A 16,319-nucleotide genomic window follows, 5' to 3' on the forward strand; every position below is an offset into this window, starting at 1 on the left:
CGCACGGGCATCTGCTGGAGTGGCGCCCTCCTACGATGCGGCAGGGCCCCGTTCACGGACGGGCGAGCCATGAACGCACGGTGTGTGTCGTGCGTTCGCCACCCCTCCGAAACAACGGGGGTGTAGAAAGACAGTGGTCCGGGCGGTTGAGTACTCGAGAGGGGCCAGGGGATGGACCTGACGACGGACGTCGACGGAGTCGAGCAGGAGGTGGCGACGGGGGCGCTGCCGGGGTGGGACCAGGTCGAACGGCTCGTGCACGAGGCGCACGAGCGCAGTCGGGCCCACGACGGCGGCCGGGTGGCGGACTACATCCCCGTGCTCGCCAAGGTGGATCCGGGGCTCTTCGGCGTGGTCGTGGCCGAGACGGGTGGACAGGTGCACGCGGTCGGGGATGCCGACGTCGAGTTCTCGGTCCAGTCGATCTCCAAGGCGTTCGTGTACGCCCTGGTGTGCGAAGCGTACGGGCACCGAGAGGTGCTCGAGCGCGTCGGGGTGAACAACACGGGTCTGGCGTTCAACTCGGTCATGGCGGTCGAGCTCAACGACGGGCACCCCAGGAACCCGATGGTCAACGCGGGTGCGCTCGCTACGACCGCCCTGATGCCGGGGGCCACGCCAGCGGAGCAGTGGGAGAACATCCGCACGGGCCTGTCACGGTTCGCGGGTCGTCAGCTCGAGCTCGACGGGGTCGTGTACCGCTCGGAGGCCGAGACGAACATGCGCAACAAGGCGATCGCCCGACTGCTGGAGAGCTACGGCCGGATCCGGATCGACCCTCTCGAGGTGGTCGACGTGTACACGCGGCAGTGCGCGCTGCGGGTCAGTGCGCGCGATCTCGCGGTCATGGGCGCGACGCTCGCGGACGGGGGCGTCAACCCGGTCACCGGAGAACGCGTCGTCTCGGCGCAGGTGTGCCGTGACACGCTCGCCGTGCTGGCCTCGACCGGGATGTACGAGAGCTCCGGGGAGTGGCTCTTCGAGATCGGGCTCCCCGCGAAGTCGGGAGTCGCCGGCGGGATAGTCGCCGTCGCTCCTGGCAAGGGCGCGATCGGCACGTTCTCCCCGCTCCTGGATCCTGCCGGGAACAGCGTCCGTGGCCAGCGAGCCACCGCCTACCTGTCCCGCACCCTCGGCCTGAACCTCTTCGCGTCTTCCGTGCACGTGCCCGAACGATCGGAGCCCTCCGCATGACCCGAACCGAAGCTTCAGGGCCGACCACCGAGGAACGTCGGTCGTGGGTCCCGATGGTGGGGCTGTTCCTCGCCCAGGTCCTCATGTCCTTCAACGTCGCGGCCCTGCCGGTCTCGCTGGGCGGGATGGTCGAGGAGTTCGGCGTCCCTCCGACGGTTGTCAGCTCGACCATCGTCGTCTACGGGCTCGCCGTCGCGGCGCTCGTCATGACGGGTGCCAAGCTCGGTCAGCGCATCGGATGGGTCGTGGTCTTCCGCGTCGTGGTGGCGACCTTCGCCGCCTCGGCGCTGATGATGATCTTCTCCCCGACGGTCGGTTGGGCCATCGCGGGCCAGGCCGTGGCCGGGGCCTCCGCCGCGATCATCGTGCCGGCGCTCGTCGCGCTCATCGCGGAGAACTACCACGGCACCCAGCAGGCGACCGCGATCGGGTCGCTCGGTTCGGCCCGCGCGATCTCCGGCGTGAGCGCCTTCTTCATCGGCGGCGCGCTCGGCACGCTCGTGGGATGGCGGCCCGTGTTCGGCATCGTGCTCGCACTGGCGGTGGCAGTCTTCGTGTTCAGCTTCCGCCTGCGCTCGGACCGTGGCGACCCCGGGATCAGGATCGACCTGGTCGCTGCCGTGCTCATCGGCGCGGCGATCGTCCTCCTGACGCTGGGTTTCAACAACCTCAACGCCTGGGGGCTGCTCTACGCCTCGCCCGAGGCCCCCTTCTCGGTCCTGGGTGTGTCACCCGCACCGCTGTTCGTGGTGGTGGGCGTCGTCCTGGGGCAGACGTTCTTCTGGTGGACGCGACGGCGAGCCGCTTCCGGCAAGGTCCCGCTCGTCGACCTCAGCGTCCTGGGGGCCTCGAGCGAGCGTGCCGCGGTGTACGCGATGTTCATCGTCGTCGCGCTCGAGGCAGCCCTGAACTTCACTGTGCCCCTGTACATCCAGATCGTGCAGGGTCGCACCCCGTTCGACACGGCCCTCGCGATGATGCCGTTCAACCTCACCGTGTTCGTCACCGCCACCCTGGTCGTGCGGTTCTACGGCCGCTTCAGCCCACGCGTCATCGGCGTCTTCGGGTTCGTCCTCACGACGGTCGGTCTCGCCTGGCTCGCGCTCGTGGTCACCAACAACTGGGAGACCCTCCCGACGATCCTGGGGCTGTTCGTTTTCGGGGTGGGGCAGGGTGCGCTGGTCACGCTCGTGTTCAACGTCCTCGTGACCTCGGTCCCCAAGACCCTCGCGGGAGACGTCGGATCGATCCGCGGCACCACGCAGAACCTCGCCTCGGCCGTCGGCACGGCCGTCGTCGGGGCGATGCTCGTGACGATCCTCGGGATCTCCGTGGGACGCGCGGTCGTCGAGCACCCCGAGCTGCCTCCCTCGCTCGTCGCCCAGGTCGACCTCGACTCGGTCAACTTCGTCAGCAACGACGACCTGCGCGAGGTCCTCGCGGCCACGGACGCGAGCACCGCCCAGGTGGACGCCGCCGTCGCCCTCAACGAGCAGGCACGCCTGGACACCCTGCGCATCGGGCTGCTCGTCCTCGCCGCGATCAGCGCCACGGCGATCCTGCCCGCCAGCCGGCTCCCGAGCTACCGGCCCGGCGAGATCCCCGACCCCTCGCCCGAGGACACGGACTGACGGGTCAGCCGTCAACCCCAGACGAGCGCCTGGGCCGGGTCCTCGAGGATCTTCGCGACGTCGCTCAGGACGTAGGCGCCGAGCGCGCCGTCGACCAGACGGTGGTCGAAGCTCAGCGCGAGCTGCGTGACCCAGCGCTTCTTGATCTTGCCCTTGTGGACCCACGGCTGCTCGCGGATCGCGCCGAACGCGAGGATCGCGGCCTCGCCCGGGTTGAGGATCGGGGTGCCGGTGTCGATCCCGAACACGCCCACGTTGGTGATGGTGATGGTCCCGTCGGACATGTCGGCGGGCGTGGTGCGCCCGGCGCGGGCCGTGGCCGTGAGGTCGGACAGGCCCTGCGCGAGCCCCTTGAGGTCGAGGCGGTGCGCGTCCTTGATGTTGGGCACGACGAGCCCGCGCGGCGTGGCGGCCGCGATCCCCAGGTTCACGTAGTGCTTGTAGACAATCTCCTGAGCGGCCTCGTCCCAGCTCGCGTTGATGTCGGGGTGGCGGCGCACCGCGAGCAGCAGCGCGCGGGCCGTGATGAGCAGGGGCGTGACGCGCACGTCCTTGAACTCGCGGTCCTCGCGGAGCTTCGCGACGAGCTTCATGGTCTTGGTGACGTCGACCGTGTGGAACTCGGTCACGTGCGGGGCCGTGAAGGCGCTCTGGACCATGGCCTCGGCCGTGCGCTTGCGCACCGACTTCACGGGCACGCGCGTCTGGCGCCCGTCGGGGGTCACCGAGGAGCCGGTGCCGGCGTCGTTGAGCCAGGGCGAGTCGTCGCCCGCGTAGGTCGCGAGCGTGCGCGGCTCGGAACGCGCGCTGTAGGCGAGCACGTCCTCGCGCGTGATGATCCCGCCGGGCCCGGTCGCGGGCACCGACGCGAGCTCGACGCCCAGGTCGCGCGCGAGCTTGCGCACGGGGGGCTTGGCGAGCACGGTGCGTCCGGCGGTCGCGGCCGAGACCAGGGCACGGATGGGGCCCGACGGCGCAGGTCGCACGGGTGCTGCGGCCGCCGGTGCGGCGACGGGAGCGGCAGGCGCGGCGACGGGAGAGGTGGGCTCCGCCGTCGGGCCTGCGGGGGACGCCGCAGCCACCGAGGCGCCACGGCGCGGGCGGCGCGCGCTCGCCTGCTCGGCGACGCCGTAGCCGACCAGCACCGCACCGCTGCCCGACGACTCCACCGCCGCGGGCTCCGCGGCCGGTGCCCCGGCGGACGGGGCGCCCGACGGGTCGGTGTCGACCACGATGATCGGCACGCCGACCTCGACCGTGTCTCCCTCGGCGACGAGCAGCTCGGCGACGACACCCGTGTACGGGGACGGGAGCTCGACGAGCGACTTGGCCGTCTCGATCTCCACGATCGTCTGGTTCACCGTGACCTCGTCACCCACGGCGACGTGCCACTGCACGATCTCCGCCTCGGTGAGTCCTTCGCCGGCGTCAGGGAGCTTGAACTGCTCGAAGGTGGGCACTGCCTGCTCCTCGGGTGATCGTGGTGCTGTGGTCAGGGGGTGGTGCGACGGGCCGGGCAGGCCGAGAGGTCCGGGCCTAGAACGACATGGCGCGGTCGACCGCGTCGAGGACACGGTCGAGGCTCGGCAGGTACTCGTGCTCGAGCTTGGCGACGGGGTACGGCGTGTGGAACCCGCCCACGCGCAGCACGGGCGACTGGAGCGAGTAGAAGCACTCCTCGGTCACGCGGGCGGCGATCTCCGCACCCGAGCCGAGGTAGGTCGCGGCCTCGTGCACCACGACGCAGCGCCCGGTCTTGCGGACCGACGCGACGACGGTCGCGGTGTCGAGCGGCGAGATGTTGCGCAGGTCGACGACCTCGATGCTCGTGCCCTCGGCAGCGGCGGCCGCCGCGACCTTGAGCGCGGTCGGGACGGTCGGGCCGTACGCGACGAGCGTGAGGTCCGTGCCCTCACGCACCACGACGGCCGAGTTGAGCGTCGAGTCGCCCACCGGGCCGTCGAGCACGACGTCGCCCTTGTCCCAGTAGCGGCCCTTGGGCTCGAAGAACAGCACGGGGTCCGGGGACGCGATGGCCTCGCGGATCATCGAGTAGGCGTCCTGCGGGGTCGAGGGCGACACGACGCGCAGCCCGGGGGTGTGCGCGAACAGGGCCTCGGGGCTCTCGCTGTGGTGCTCGACCGCGCCGATCCCGCCGCCGAACGGCACACGGATGACCACGGGGAGCTGGAGACGACCGCGCGAGCGGTAGTGCATCTTGGCGAGCTGGGTCGTGATCTGGTCGTAGGCCGGGAAGATGAAGCCGTCGAACTGGATCTCGCACACGGGCCGGTAGCCGCGCAGCGCGAGCCCGATCGCCGTGCCGACGATGCCCGACTCCGCGAGCGGCGTGTCGACCACGCGGTCCTCGCCGAAGCTCGCCTGGAGGCCGTCGGTCACGCGGAAGACGCCGCCGAGAGGGCCGATGTCCTCGCCCATGAGCAGGACCTTGGGGTCGCTCGCGAGCGACGCGCGCAGGCCCTCGTTGATGGCCTTGCCCAGCGTGAGGCGGGACGTGGTGGTTGCCGTGGTGGTCGGCGCGCTCATCGTGCTCCTCCGTGCTGGTCGTGCGTGCGGGACGCGCCGTCGTCCGCGAAGGACGCCTCGTACTCCTCGAACCACTGGCGCTCGGCCGTGACGACCGAGTGCTCGGTCGCGTAGACGTGCTCGAACATGGACTCGGTCGAGGGGCGGCCCAGGCCGCGGACGAACGTCCGCAGGCGCTCGCCGAGCGCGTCGCCCTCGGCCGCGAGGTCCGCGGCCCACTGCTCGTCCCAGGCGCCCTCGGCCTCCAGGAGGAGGCGCAGGCGGTCGATGGGGTCCCGACGACGCCACACCGCCTCCTGCTCGGAGGTCCGGTAGCGCGTGGGGTCGTCCGAGGTGGTGTGGGCGCCCATGCGGTAGGTGTACGCCTCGATGAACGTGGGGCCGCCACCCGAGTGGGCCCGCTCGATCGCCTCGGACGTCGCGGCGTAGCACGCGAGGACGTCGTTGCCGTCGACGCGGACGCTCGGGACGCCGAAGCCGTGCGCGCGCTGGTAGATGGGCACGCGCGACTGCTTGGTCGTGGGCTCGGAGATGGCCCACTGGTTGTTCTGGCAGAACAGCACGAGCGGCGCGTTGTTGACCGCGGCGAAGACGAGGGCCTCGCTCACGTCGCCCTGGGACGTGGCGCCGTCGCCGAAGTAGGTGACGACCGCGGTGTCCTTGGCCGGGTCCCCCGTGCCGACCAGGCCGTCGCGCTGGACGCCCATGGCGTACCCCGTCGCGTGCAGCGTGTGCGAGCCGATCACGAGCGTGTACAGGTGGAAGTTGTGCTCCTCCGGGTCCCAGCCGCCGTGGTCGACGCCGCGGAACTGGCGCAGGATGTCGGCGAGGTCGAGACCGCGCGTGTGGGCGACCCCGTGCTCGCGGTAGGACGGGAAGACGTAGTCCTGCGGGGACAGTGCGCGACCCGACCCGATCTGCGCGGCCTCCTGGCCGAGCGACTGCGGGAAGAGGCCCAGCTCGCCCTGGCGCTGGAGCGACGTCGACTCGTCGTCGAACCGGCGGGTCAGGACCATGTCGCGGTACAGGCCGCGCAGCGCGTCGGCGTCCAGGTGGGCGACGCGCTCGCGGTAGCCCGCGTTCTCCGGGGTCTCGACCCGGACGCCGGCCGGGGTCAGGAGCTGCAGGAGCTCCGCGTCGACCGGGAGACCTGCCCCGGTGTCGACCTGCGGTTCAGCGGAGGACCCGACCTCGGGATCTGCTGCAACGGCGGTGTTCTGCTGGTTCACACGCTCTCCTTGGGTGCGGCCGGAGGCGGGGGCCCGGGTCGCTCGGGGGGTCGGTCCTCGGTCGTCTCCGACCGAACCTACGTTACCGTAGCTTACGCAAGCGTAGGCTACGAGTGCGTAGCTTCCTCCGCCATTGGAGGACAAACCTGGCCCGCCCGTCTTTGGAGGTTCCCTCCAACGACCTGTGGCCCTTTCCCAGGTCTCACGGGGAGCGGCGGGGCGGATCGTTGGCACAATCCGTCAGGTCCGGCGCCGTCCGACCGGACGCGCGCTCGCGCGTCGGCCGGACGGTCGGGGGTCTGCCCCCGCGACGTCCGGGGGCCAGGGGGTCAGCCCGGCGGGTACGTGCTGGAGTACCCGGCCTGCGCACGCAAGGCGTCGCGCTCGCGCGTGACGGGCCACGTCGAGAACGCGAACACCAGGAACATCACGATGTTCAGCAGGGGCACGATCCCGACGAGCACCCACCATCCCGAGTACCCGGCCTTGCGGATGATCTGGATGTAGGCGATCAGGAAGATGATCGCGACAGCGGCCCAGATGATCAGGGCAGCAGTGCCGAAGAGCCAGCTGTACTCGTCCGGGATCTGGTCGACCGTGGGAGTGTCCATGCCGCGAGTCTTCTCTCGGTCGACCCCTCCGGCAACAGGTACCGGCTACCGCCAGCCCGCCGCGACCCGCAGGAACGCCTCGGTCGCCTCCTCCTCGCCCACGCTCACCCGGATGCCCTCGCCCGCGAACGGGCGCACCAGCAGACCGGCGGCCGACGCGCCCACGGCGAGCTCCGCCGTCGGGCCGCCGAGGGGGAACCACACGAAGTTCGCCTGCGTCTCCGGCAGGTCCCACCCCTGGTCACGCAGACCCTCGACCAGGCGCTCGCGCCGCGCGACCAGGTGCTCGACGCGCTCGAGCAGCTCGTCCTTGACCGACAGCGCCGCGAGCGCCGCGCGCTGCGCGACGTGCGAGACGCCGAACGGCGTCGAGACCGCGCGGATGCCCGCCGCGAGCGCCGGCTCGGCGACCGCGTAGCCGACGCGCAGCCCCGCCAGCCCGTAGGCCTTGGACAGCGTGCGCAGCAGCACCACGTTGGGGTGCGCCGCGAGGACCGCGAGGCCGTCGGGAGCCTCGGGGTCGCGCACGAACTCGAGGTAGGCCTCGTCGAGGACCACCAGGACTTCGCCCGGCACGGACGCGAGGAACGCGTCGAGCTCGCCCGCGTGCACCACGGGGCCGGTGGGGTTGTTGGGCGTGCAGACCAGGACCACCCGCGTGCGGTCGCTGATCGCCGCGGCCATCGCTGGCAGGTCGAGGCGACCGTCCTGGGTCACCGGGACGCGCACCGACGTGCCGCCCGCGACCGCGACCGCGATCGGGTACGCCTCGAACGAGCGCCACGGGTAGACGACCTCGTCGCCCGCGTCCACGACGGCCGACAGGATGTGCGCGAGCACGGCCACCGAGCCGTTGCCCACGACGACCTGCGCCGCGTCGACGCCCAGGTCGGTCGCGAGGGCCTCGGTCAGGTCGGTCGCGTACATGTCCGGGTAGCGGTTGGTGTCCGCGGCCGCGTCGACGATGGCCGCGACGACCGCGGCGGGCGGCGGGTAGGGGTTCTCGTTGGACGACAGCTTGAACGCGCTCGACCCGGGCGCGAGGCGCGCGCCCGGCACGTAGGCCGGCAGGGCGGCGACGGCGGCACGCAGGGGCACGCGGGGGGTCCGGGACGCTGACGCTGGTGCGGACGTGGGCACGGAGGGCGTGGGGCTGGTCACGCCCTCCAGGATGCCACCCCGCCCAGCAGCCCGACGGCGGCGCTCACCTCGCGGGCCGGGTGCTGCGGGCGACCGAGCGACCGCGTGTGCGGGCGACCGGGCGACCGCGTGTGCGGGCGACCTCTCCCACCGGGCGGTGGCAGGATGACACGCATGAGCTTCGTCATCCGCGTCATCGTCACCGGCATCGCGATCTGGCTCACGAGCCTGTTCATGAGCAGCCACTTCGAGATCGTCGGCTCCGACTCCGTCGGCGGCCAGATCGTGATCGTCCTCGCCGTGGCCCTCATCTACTCGTTGGTCAACGCGATCATCAAGCCGATCGTCCAGGTCATCTCGATCCCGCTCTACATCCTCACGCTGGGTCTGTTCACGCTCGTCGTGAACGCCCTCATGCTGATGCTCACGGCGTGGATCACCGAGCAGACGGACTGGGGCATCCGGATCGAGGGCGGGTTCTGGTGGGCGATGCTCGCCGCGCTCATCATCGGTGTCCTGAACTTCGCGATCTCCGCGGTGGTCGCGCCCAAGTCGCGGGTCTGACCGCGCGCCCGGCCCGAGCGCGGGCCGAGCCCGTCGGCAGGACCCGCCCCGGACCGGCGCCGACCCTGGAGAGGGACACCCATGGGCCTGTGGAGCGACACGGCGGACGGGCTCGTCGTCCTGCCCGACGGGCGCCGTGTCCGCGGTCGCGGCCTGCACGCGGGACCGCCTGACCTGACCGAGCCCCCGGAGCTCGGCCTCTATCTCACCGCGCGGCCGCACGTCGAGGTCGCCTGGGAGTCGCGGTGGATCAGCTGGCCGGACTTCCGCCTCCCCCGCTCGCCGTCGGACGCGGTCGCAGCGCTCCGGGACACGTTCGAACGCTCGGCCTCGTCGCGGGTGGAGATCGCGTGCGACGGCGGCACGGGCCGCACCGGCACCGCGATGGCGATCCTCGCCCGGCTCGCCGGGATCCCGGGCGACGACGCCGTCGCCTGGGTCCGTGCGCACTTCCTCGAGCGCGCGGTCGAGACCCCCTGGCAGCGGCGCTTCGCCGCCGGTGTCGACCTGTCCCGCTGAACCGTCCACGGCGGACCGCCGTCGTGGCCGTCCGTCAGCCACCCCGCGACTCCTCGAGCCCTTCGACGAGAACCCCGACCGCCCCGAGCGGGGTCAGGGCGCGAGCCGCGGCAGCGGGATCGAGCTCGAGCGCCCCGCGGAAGTAGCGTGCTTCGACGCGCTGCCCCGACACGGCCTCGTCGATCGCGGCGAGGTTGTCGGTGAGCCCCGGCTGGCCGACCTCGCGCGCCCGGCCCAGGACCGCGACGTGGAACGGGACGCCGTGCGGCACCTTCCCCCCGGTACCAGGTGCACCCTGGGCCTCCAGGTCTGCGCGGACGGTGACACGGTCCCGGCCGACGGGGTTGTCGGTGCCGTCGAGCTGGGAGACGCCCTCCTGCTCGATCTCGACGTGCGTGCCCCGCACGCCCGCAGGCAGGCTCGCCCCGCCCACGGGCGCGCCGGCGGTCAGGACGTGCCGGACGTCGTAGCGGGCGGCTCCCCCCGGAGCCCCGGTGGCGCCCGCCCCCGCGGCGGCCCCCGTCGCCGCGGTCGCGACGGCCATCGCAACCATGCCTCCCTGCGAGTGCCCCACGATCACGACCTCCTCCCCGGCAGGGATCTCGGCCTGCCGCATGGCCTCGAGGACGAACGCCGTGCTGTCCGCGTCGGCGCCCTGCACCAGGTCGAAGTTCGAGGTCATGCTGAACGGGGTGGTCGAGCTCCCCAGCTGCGTGCCCGGCACCGTCACGACCCAGGTCGCACGGTCGTCCACCCCGACGTACTTCTCGACCGACACGACCGAGTCGGGCAGGTCGTTGCCCTTGCCGTAGACCACGTCGATCCCCGACAGCAGCGCCTCGGCACTGTGCGCCACCGGTTTGGTGAACCCCGCGGGCAGGGCGTCGCCCTGCAGCTCGGTCGTCGTGACGTCCCGGGCGAACAACCCCCGGTACGACTGCGACACCCCGCGCAGCACCCCCGCGGCCTGGCCCACGCTCGACGTCCCCGCCAGGCCCGCCCAAGGCACCTGCCTGACGATGCCCACGCTCGATCCCCGGACGGCCTCGTCGTGGTAGGCGCCGGAGCCGGTGAGGAGCCGCGAGAGCTGGATCCCGTGACCCGTCGCCACGCCCTTCACGACGTCCACGACCCCCATGCCCATCACGACCCCGATCCCCACCCCGGGCACGCTCGCGAGCCACGAGACAACGGCCTCGGCACCGGACTCGCCCTCCTCGTAGATCCCGGCGGCCTTCCGGAGGCGGTCGATCAGGCCCTGGAGAATCCCCTCGGCCGACACGAGCGCATCGGTCAGAGCCACGATCTCCTCGAGCAGCACCGCGCGGGCCGCGACGACCTCCGCCGGCACCGGCACCCAGGAGCCGGGCACCCCTCCGAGCGAGGGCGCCCCGGGGTAGCAGGCCGCAGCCCCGTCGACCCAGCGGACCGACGACGACGGTCCGGCGAGCGACCCGCTGACCAGGCCGTGCGCGCGGCGCGCCTCGACGAGCGCGGCATCGACGCGCTGCACGGCCAGCCCGACCACGAGCGCGGCCGCGACCAGGTCGGCCGTCTCCACGAACGTGACGCCTCCCGAGACCATGATTCCCGCGGTCGGGTCGGACGTCCCGCTCATCGCAGGCTCGCCTCGGCGTTCGCGGTCTCGAGGGTCCGGACGTACCTCGTGGCCGCTCCCACGGCCCCGTCCGCGACCCGGTCCACGCGGTACAGCTCGCGGACGGTCTCCTCGACGACGGCCCGATACCCCTCCGAGGCGTCGCCCCGCCAGGCGATCGCTGCGCTCTGGTTCACGAGGGGGATCGCTGCGGCCGCCTGAGCGGCCGCCTGCTGCAGCTCGGGCCGTGGATCGACCACCTCGAGGGCAGGAGACCAGGCGGACGTGGCACCGGGGAGAGGGGCGGGGGTCGACATGCGCACGACCGTAGGGTCGTCCCCGGGCGCTCCGTCCGGCCGTCAGGCCCGGCTGTGGAGAAGCGTCGTCAGCGCCGGGCCTGTGCACGGCCAGGTGGCCTCGCTGCCGGTGTCTGCCCTCCCGCCGCCCGACCGCGAGACGCCCGCTCCGCCGTCGGGCACCCGTGGGAGAATGGCGCCATGCCTACGGACTCCGCCGACTCCGCCGCGCCTGTGACCACCCCCCAGCGCGCCACGCTCGCCGACATCACCCCTCCCATCGCCCTGGGCCCGCTCGACGGGCGCTACCGCGGCGCCGTCGCGCCCCTGGTCGACCACCTGAGCGAGGCCGCGCTCAACCGCGAGCGCCTCCACGTCGAGGTCGAGTGGCTCATCGCCCTCACCGAGGGCCCCGTGGTCCCGGGCGCGCCCACGCTGAGCGACGCCGAGAAGACGTACCTGCGCTCGATCGTCACGGACTTCGACGCCGCGGGCATCGCCGAGCTCGGCGAGATCGAGCGCGTCACGATGCACGACGTCAAGGCGATCGAGTACTACATCAAGCGTCGCCTCGAGGCCGCCCCGAGCGTCCTGGGCGAGGGCACGGTCCTGCCGTCGGCGGGCGAGCTGGTGCACTTCGCGTGCACGAGCGAGGACATCAACAACCTGTCGTACGCGCTCATGGTGCAGGGCGCGGTGCGCGACGTGTGGCTGCCCGCCGCGACGGCCCTCGCGGACCAGCTCGCGGACATGGCGCGCGAGCACGCGGCCGTCCCGCTGCTGAGCCGCACGCACGGCCAGCCTGCGACGCCGTCGACGCTCGGCAAGGAGCTCGCCGTGCTCGCGCACCGCCTGCGCCGCCAGCTGCGCCGCATCGAGGGCGCCGAGTACCTCGGCAAGCTCAACGGCGCGACGGGCACCTACGGCGCGCACACGGTCGCGGTCCCCGGCGTCGACTGGCCCGCGGTCTCGAAGTCCTTCGTCGAGAGCCTCGGCCTCACGTGGAACCCGCTCACGACGCAGATCGAGTCGCACGACTGGCAGGCCGAGCTCTACAGCGACGTGGCCCGCTTCAACCGCATCCTCCACAACCTCAGCACCGATGTGTGGACGTACATCTCGCTCGGCTTCTTCAAGCAGATCCCGGTGCCGGGTGCGACGGGGTCCTCGACCATGCCGCACAAGGTCAACCCGATCCGCTTCGAGAACGCCGAGGCGAACCTCGAGATCTCCTGCGCGCTGCTCGACACGCTCGCCTCGACGCTCGTGACCTCGCGCCTCCAGCGCGACCTCACGGACTCGACGACGCAGCGCAACATCGGCCCCGCGTTCGGCCACTCGCTGCTCGCGGTGGACAACGTCTCGCGCGGGCTGCGCGCCCTCGCGGTCAACGCGGACCTGCTCGCCGCGGACCTCGACGCCAACTGGGAGGTGCTCGGCGAGCCCATCCAGTCGGCCATGCGCGCGGCCTCGGTCGCGGGCGTGCCCGGCATGGAGAACCCGTACGAGCGCCTCAAGGACCTCACGCGCGGGCACCGGCTCACGGGCGAGGAGATGCGGGAGTTCGTCCAGGGCCTCGGCCTGCCCGACGACGTCACGCGCCGCCTCACCGACCTCACCCCGGGCACGTACACGGGCATCGCGGAGCAGCTCGTGGGCGAGTACCTGGACTGAGTCCGGGCATGTGAGCTGCCGAGAGCTCATCCGCGCCGCCGAGAACGGGGTTGCGGTCGTTATCCGTCGGATAGCGACCGCAACCCCGTTCTGGTCGAGTGCGGGCCCGCGCGAGCAGGGCTGACCTAAACGATTCACCCACTGCCCGGAGCCCGGACCCCCGACCTAACCTCGAGCCGTCCGACGCCGCCCCCGGCAGCGCGTCCGGACGGCGGACGGCGACGAGGCCGGCCGTCCCGCACGGCGAGGAACGGTGGACCATGCCAGACCCCAGAGCACGCACCGCACTGACCGCCTCCGTGGTCGCCGTCGGACTGGTCGTGGCTGCCGCAGGCGCGGTCACGGCCGCGCAGGCCACGCCCACGAACGGGTGCCGCGTCGACTACGCCGTCTCGAGCCAGTGGACCGGCGGATTCCAAGGAACGGTCGACGTGACCAACCTCGGCTCGCCCGTCAGCTCCTGGGAGCTGGCCTGGACCTTCGCCGACGGCCAACAGGTGTCCCAGGCATGGAACGGCACCGTGCAGCAGACCGGCAGCTCGGTCGTGGTCCGCAACGTGGCCCACAACGGGTCGCTCGCGACCGGGGCCAACGCGTCGTTCGGCTTCATCGGGTCATCGCAGGGCGCCAACTCCGTCCCGGTGTCGTTCTCGCTCGGGGGCACGGTGTGCACGGGGAAGGTCACGCCGACGACAGAACCCACGCAGGAGCCGACGCCGACGCCGACGCCGACGCCGACCGATGAGCCCACGTCCGGGCCGTCGACGCCGTCTGCCCTCTACGTCGACACCACGACCCAGGCGTACACCGCCTGGAGCACGTCCTCCGGCACCACGCGGACCCTGCTGGAAAAGATCGCCCTGACCCCTCAGTCGTACTGGGTGGGGAACTGGGACGACGCCGCGCACGCCCGCGACGAGGTCGCGGACTACACAGGTCGCGCCGTGGCTGCGGGCCGCACGCCCCTGCTGACGGTCTACGCGATCCCCGGACGCGACTGCGGCAACCACTCCGCAGGGGGTGTGGGCACGAGCGAGTACGCGCGCTGGATCGACACCGTCGCGGCGGGGATCCAGGGCGAACCCTGGGTGGTCCTCGAGCCCGACGCCCTCGCCCAGCTCGGCGACTGCTCCGGGCAGGGAGACAGGGTCGGCTACCTGCGCTATGCGGCGCAGGTGCTCAGCGAGGCCGGCGCGCACGTCTACATCGATGCCGGGCACTCGGCCTGGCTGGGTGCCGGCGAGGTGGCGTCCCGGCTCCAGCAGGTCGGCTTCGATCATGCCGAGGGGTTCGCGCTCAACACCTCGAACTACCGGACCACGGCCGAGTCGCGCGCCTACGGCGAGCAGGTGTCGGCGCTCGTCGGTGGCAAGCCGTTCGTGATCGACACGTCGCGCAACGGCAACGGGTCGACCGGCGAGTGGTGCAACCCGCGCGGCCGTGCCCTCGGCGAGCGACCACGGCTCGTCGACGACGGCACGCACCTGGCCGCGCTCCTGTGGGTCAAGCTGCCGGGCGAGAGCGACGGCGCCTGCAACGGTGGGCCCGCCGCCGGGGCGTGGTGGCAGGACGTCGCGCTGGAGCTCGCGGCCAACGCGCAGTGGTGACGATCAGCGCAGCCGAGAAGTGAGTAGATGCCCCCGATTCGCTCGGATCAGGGGCATCTACTCACTTCTCGGCATGACCGGGAGGCGCTGCGGGCACCCTCAGGACGGGGTCAGGTCACCGCGCGACCCGGAGACCCCGGTCGTGGCACCCAGGAGCTCGTGGTGCGCCGCCCGTGCCCCGGCGAGCTCGTCGAGTCGGTTCGCGAACCATCGAGCAGCGATCATCGCAGCGAGAGAGCATGCGAGGAGCGCAAGGATGTTGCCGAGGTCCTCCGTCCCGATGTTCCGGTTCCCCGACCAGAAGATGTCCGACCGTCCCAGCCCGACACCGACGCCGACCCCCAGGAGCACAGGCACCGACTGCCGGGTACGCGACCACAGAGCCCCAGCGCCCAGCACGACGACGACGGCCAGGGCGACAGTCGCATGGCCCACCATGCTCGGCCCCGCGCTGGACCACCAGGGGGTCCCGAACCTCATGTCCCCGGACATCACCGTGACATAGCCGCCGAGGGTGAGCGCCATGCACCAAGCCGTGCCGACCGCGCGGCGCCAGCCGTGCCCGGGCGTCCGACAACGGGCGTGCTCCGCGACGACCACCGCGTGCGCGACCAGTCCGAGCACCCATCCGAGCTCGAGGTAGGCGGTGTGCTCGCTGCCGACCATGACGAGCGCTGAGACCGTCGCGATCCCCGCCACCGCCGCGGCCCCGATCAGGACGCGACCCGTGCGAGCCAGCCCGCCGAGCAGGGCGACCATGCCTACGCACCAGATCACCCACATCGCCACGGTCGGGACCGACGACAGGGTGTACGCGAGCAACGTGTCCTCGTCACCCACGACGGCGCCGCCACCGAGGAGCAACGACGCATAGGCGATCGCTCTGGCCGCGGGGACCACGAGAACCGCAGGAAGCAGCACGAACAGCAAGCCGGTCGCAGCACGACGCTCCCGAGCCGTCGCGCCCAGCGGGGCGAGCAGCCACTCCCTCGCCGCAGCCCGCAGCAGGTCGTGACGCTCGGCCGACGTCGGGCGAGACTGCCCCGGGCGGGCTCCGTCGAGCAGGTGGCCGAGCATCTCGGCCCCGTGCTCGCGCCGGTACGTGAAGGGGAAGAGGCGGACGAGCCGCCGGTAGTCGCGGACGAGCACGGGTGCGACGGGAAGCGGCTCGACGGCGTGGCCCCCGCTCGCGGGACCGGCGGCGCTCACGCGGGCACCGGCCCGGTACCCAGGCCCGACGGCGCCGCACCGGTCGAGCGACCGGGCGCGGCGGTCCGTGGGCTACGCCGGGCGCCCAACCGTTCCAGGGCGCGACGTGCCTGGGCCTCGGCTCGGTGCGCCTCGGCCTCGAGCCGCACCCCGCCCTCGGCCGTGAGCCGGTAGTACCGGCGCAGTCGCGACTCGACGACCTCCTCGTGGTCGACCTCGACGAGCCCTGCGGCGGCGAGCCGGTCGATCGCGCCGTAGAGCGTCCCGACCCGCAACGTGATGCGCCCCTCCGAGCTGGTCTCGACGTCCTTGGCGATGCCATAGCCGTGCAGCGGGCCGGCAGCGAGCGCCGACAGGATGAGGAACGCGGGTTCCTGGAGCGGTTTGGATGCCATGCCGAGGAACATACTCTCGTCACGAACCTATAGACGCCGACACTCCGGTCGAGCTGCGCGACACCCTTGCTGTGGCGCAATCCTTCACAATAAGTAAGAACTGTGA

The 16,319-nt window shown here is 72.1% G+C and carries 15 protein-coding genes; 6 read left to right on the top strand and 9 right to left on the bottom strand.

Annotated features, from left to right (window positions below):
- Positions 1–171: 171 nt before the first annotated feature.
- Positions 172–1,194 (top strand): glutaminase A, encoded by a 1,023-nt coding sequence (gene glsA / locus ASE15_RS02690; RefSeq protein ID WP_056761017.1) that lies wholly within the window; start codon positions 172–174, stop codon positions 1,192–1,194.
- A complete protein-coding gene (locus ASE15_RS02695; protein ID WP_200960496.1) occupies positions 1,191–2,825 on the top strand; it encodes an MFS transporter in 1,635 nt (544 codons plus the stop codon). Before glsA ends, ASE15_RS02695 begins: the two co-directional genes overlap by 4 nt.
- Positions 2,826–2,836: 11 nt before the next feature.
- Here ASE15_RS02695 and ASE15_RS02700 read toward each other — a convergent pair whose 3' ends face one another.
- The 5 genes from ASE15_RS02700 to hisC all read right to left on the bottom strand — a co-directional run bounded on the left by ASE15_RS02700 (position 2,837) and on the right by hisC (position 8,373).
- Positions 2,837–4,285: a dihydrolipoamide acetyltransferase family protein gene (locus tag ASE15_RS02700; RefSeq protein WP_056644570.1), complete on the bottom strand. Its 1,449-nt coding sequence runs from the start codon at positions 4,283–4,285 to the stop codon at positions 2,837–2,839.
- A gap of 76 nt (positions 4,286–4,361) precedes the next feature.
- Positions 4,362–5,372 (bottom strand): alpha-ketoacid dehydrogenase subunit beta, encoded by a 1,011-nt coding sequence (locus ASE15_RS02705; protein WP_056644568.1) that lies wholly within the window; start codon positions 5,370–5,372, stop codon positions 4,362–4,364.
- Positions 5,369–6,601, bottom strand: a complete 1,233-nt coding sequence (pdhA, locus tag ASE15_RS02710) for a pyruvate dehydrogenase (acetyl-transferring) E1 component subunit alpha (RefSeq protein ID WP_082618125.1) — start codon at positions 6,599–6,601, stop codon at positions 5,369–5,371. The genes ASE15_RS02705 and pdhA overlap by 4 nt, the downstream gene beginning before the upstream one ends.
- Before the next feature lie 329 nt (positions 6,602–6,930).
- Entirely contained in the window at positions 6,931–7,212 is a 282-nt protein-coding gene (locus ASE15_RS02715; protein ID WP_200955864.1) for a DUF805 domain-containing protein, read from the bottom strand.
- 45 nt (positions 7,213–7,257) lie between these two features.
- Positions 7,258–8,373, bottom strand: a complete 1,116-nt coding sequence (hisC, locus tag ASE15_RS02720) for a histidinol-phosphate transaminase (protein ID WP_369800537.1) — start codon at positions 8,371–8,373, stop codon at positions 7,258–7,260.
- Between the two features lie 153 nt (positions 8,374–8,526).
- On the opposite strand from hisC, the gene ASE15_RS02725 reads away from it, so the two are divergent.
- Together ASE15_RS02725 and ASE15_RS02730 are read left to right on the top strand one after the other, a co-directional pair.
- The gene (locus tag ASE15_RS02725; protein ID WP_056644566.1) at positions 8,527–8,916 is read left to right on the top strand and encodes a phage holin family protein; all 390 of its coding nucleotides are present in this window, start codon (positions 8,527–8,529) and stop codon (positions 8,914–8,916) included.
- An 81-nt stretch (positions 8,917–8,997) separates the two neighbouring features.
- Entirely contained in the window at positions 8,998–9,435 is a 438-nt protein-coding gene (locus tag ASE15_RS02730) for a protein-tyrosine phosphatase family protein (protein ID WP_056761022.1), read from the top strand.
- Between the two features lie 34 nt (positions 9,436–9,469).
- On the opposite strand, the gene ASE15_RS02735 is transcribed toward ASE15_RS02730, so the two are convergent.
- A complete protein-coding gene (locus ASE15_RS02735; protein WP_056761025.1) occupies positions 9,470–11,053 on the bottom strand; it encodes an alpha/beta fold hydrolase in 1,584 nt (527 codons plus the stop codon).
- Positions 11,050–11,349, bottom strand: a complete 300-nt coding sequence (locus tag ASE15_RS02740) for a hypothetical protein (protein WP_056761028.1) — start codon at positions 11,347–11,349, stop codon at positions 11,050–11,052. The genes ASE15_RS02735 and ASE15_RS02740 overlap by 4 nt, the downstream gene beginning before the upstream one ends.
- A 180-nt stretch (positions 11,350–11,529) precedes the next feature.
- Here ASE15_RS02740 and purB point away from each other — a divergent pair, with 180 nt between their 5' ends.
- Both purB and ASE15_RS02750 read left to right on the top strand, forming a co-directional pair.
- Entirely contained in the window at positions 11,530–13,002 is a 1,473-nt protein-coding gene (purB, locus tag ASE15_RS02745) for an adenylosuccinate lyase (protein WP_056761032.1), read from the top strand.
- Between the two features lie 260 nt (positions 13,003–13,262).
- Entirely contained in the window at positions 13,263–14,609 is a 1,347-nt protein-coding gene (locus ASE15_RS02750) for a glycoside hydrolase family 6 protein (RefSeq protein WP_056761033.1), read from the top strand.
- A gap of 99 nt (positions 14,610–14,708) precedes the next feature.
- Here the strand turns inward: ASE15_RS02750 and ASE15_RS02755 are convergent, their stop codons facing one another.
- Entirely contained in the window at positions 14,709–15,818 is a 1,110-nt protein-coding gene (locus ASE15_RS02755; protein ID WP_056761036.1) for a hypothetical protein, read from the bottom strand.
- A complete protein-coding gene (locus ASE15_RS02760; protein WP_056761483.1) occupies positions 15,815–16,213 on the bottom strand; it encodes a PadR family transcriptional regulator in 399 nt (132 codons plus the stop codon). Before ASE15_RS02760 ends, ASE15_RS02755 begins: the two co-directional genes overlap by 4 nt.
- Between the last annotated feature and the right edge of the window lie 106 nt (positions 16,214–16,319).

Origin of the sequence: Oerskovia sp. Root22, assembly GCF_001429135.1 — a bacterium.
GTDB lineage: Bacteria > Actinomycetota > Actinomycetes > Actinomycetales > Cellulomonadaceae > Oerskovia > Oerskovia enterophila.

What these genes read in the sequence shown, in the direction of transcription:
- ASE15_RS02730 (WP_056761022.1), top strand. Translation starts at nt 8,998, where the DNA reads ATGGGCCTGTGGAGCGACACGGCGGACGGGCTCGTCGTCCTGCCCGAC.
- ASE15_RS02695 (WP_200960496.1), top strand. Translation starts at nt 1,191, where the DNA reads ATGACCCGAACCGAAGCTTCAGGGCCGACCACCGAGGAACGTCGGTCG.
- ASE15_RS02735 (WP_056761025.1), bottom strand. Translation starts at nt 11,053, where the DNA reads ATGAGCGGGACGTCCGACCCGACCGCGGGAATCATGGTCTCGGGAGGC.
- ASE15_RS02705 (WP_056644568.1), bottom strand. Translation starts at nt 5,372, where the DNA reads ATGAGCGCGCCGACCACCACGGCAACCACCACGTCCCGCCTCACGCTG.
- ASE15_RS02740 (WP_056761028.1), bottom strand. Translation starts at nt 11,349, where the DNA reads ATGTCGACCCCCGCCCCTCTCCCCGGTGCCACGTCCGCCTGGTCTCCT.
- glsA (WP_056761017.1), top strand. Translation starts at nt 172, where the DNA reads ATGGACCTGACGACGGACGTCGACGGAGTCGAGCAGGAGGTGGCGACG.
- ASE15_RS02725 (WP_056644566.1), top strand. Translation starts at nt 8,527, where the DNA reads ATGAGCTTCGTCATCCGCGTCATCGTCACCGGCATCGCGATCTGGCTC.
- ASE15_RS02715 (WP_200955864.1), bottom strand. Translation starts at nt 7,212, where the DNA reads ATGGACACTCCCACGGTCGACCAGATCCCGGACGAGTACAGCTGGCTC.
- purB (WP_056761032.1), top strand. Translation starts at nt 11,530, where the DNA reads ATGCCTACGGACTCCGCCGACTCCGCCGCGCCTGTGACCACCCCCCAG.
- ASE15_RS02760 (WP_056761483.1), bottom strand. Translation starts at nt 16,213, where the DNA reads ATGGCATCCAAACCGCTCCAGGAACCCGCGTTCCTCATCCTGTCGGCG.
- ASE15_RS02750 (WP_056761033.1), top strand. Translation starts at nt 13,263, where the DNA reads ATGCCAGACCCCAGAGCACGCACCGCACTGACCGCCTCCGTGGTCGCC.